Raw genomic sequence first — 652 nt, 5'->3', positions numbered from 1 at the left:
TGCTGAAAGCATCTAAGCATGAAGCCCCCTTCAAGATGAGATTTCCCATTACGCAAGTAAGTAAGATCCCTCAGAGAAGATGAGGTTGATAGGTCCGGGGTGTAAGTGCGGCGACGTACGTAGCTGACGGATACTAATTGATCGAGGACTTAACCTATTTAAGTTATAAGGGTTTGATTGACCCTGATTTGTGAACATTATCATTCGTTTTATCCGGTTTTGAACGAACAAGCAACGTTCATAAAAAAAAGCTTGTATTTATAAAAAGAGTTGTTATAATGAATATTGTCCTTTAATAAATGACAAACAAGTCTGGTGGCGATAGCGAAGAGGTCACACCCGTTCCCATACCGAACACGGAAGTTAAGCTCTTCAGCGCCGATGGTAGTTGGGGGCTTCCCCCTGCAAGAGTAGGACGTTGCCGGGCTTGCACATTCATTACACAATTTACCCAGGAGGATTAGCTCAGCTGGGAGAGCACCTGCCTTACAAGCAGGGGGTCGGCGGTTCGAGCCCGTCATCCTCCACCATTCATTTTCAGTCCTTGAAATAGCGCCGGAGTAGCTCAATTGGTAGAGCAACTGACTTGTAATCAGTAGGTTGAGGGTTCAAGTCCTTTCTCCGGCACCACTTTCGAGCCATTAGCTCAGTT

General features: G+C 45.9%; 2 tRNA genes and 2 rRNA genes. All 4 read left to right on the top strand.

The window, feature by feature from the left end:
- Positions 1–157 (top strand): 23S ribosomal RNA (locus G8782_RS18290); the annotation flags it as partial.
- Positions 158–311: 154 nt separating this feature from the next.
- Positions 312–427, top strand: a 5S ribosomal RNA gene (rrf, locus tag G8782_RS18285).
- Positions 428–454: 27 nt separating this feature from the next.
- Positions 455–530 (top strand) — tRNA-Val (locus G8782_RS18280).
- 24 nt (positions 531–554) lie between these two features.
- Positions 555–630 (top strand) — tRNA-Thr (locus G8782_RS18275).
- The last annotated feature ends 22 nt before the right edge of the window (positions 631–652 follow it).

The organism is Sporosarcina jiandibaonis (genome assembly GCF_013184495.1).
GTDB classification, from domain to species: domain Bacteria; phylum Bacillota; class Bacilli; order Bacillales_A; family Planococcaceae; genus Sporosarcina; species Sporosarcina jiandibaonis.
The sequence above is the reverse complement of the archived record's forward strand: the minus strand, read 5'-3'. Positions and strand labels throughout refer to the sequence as shown.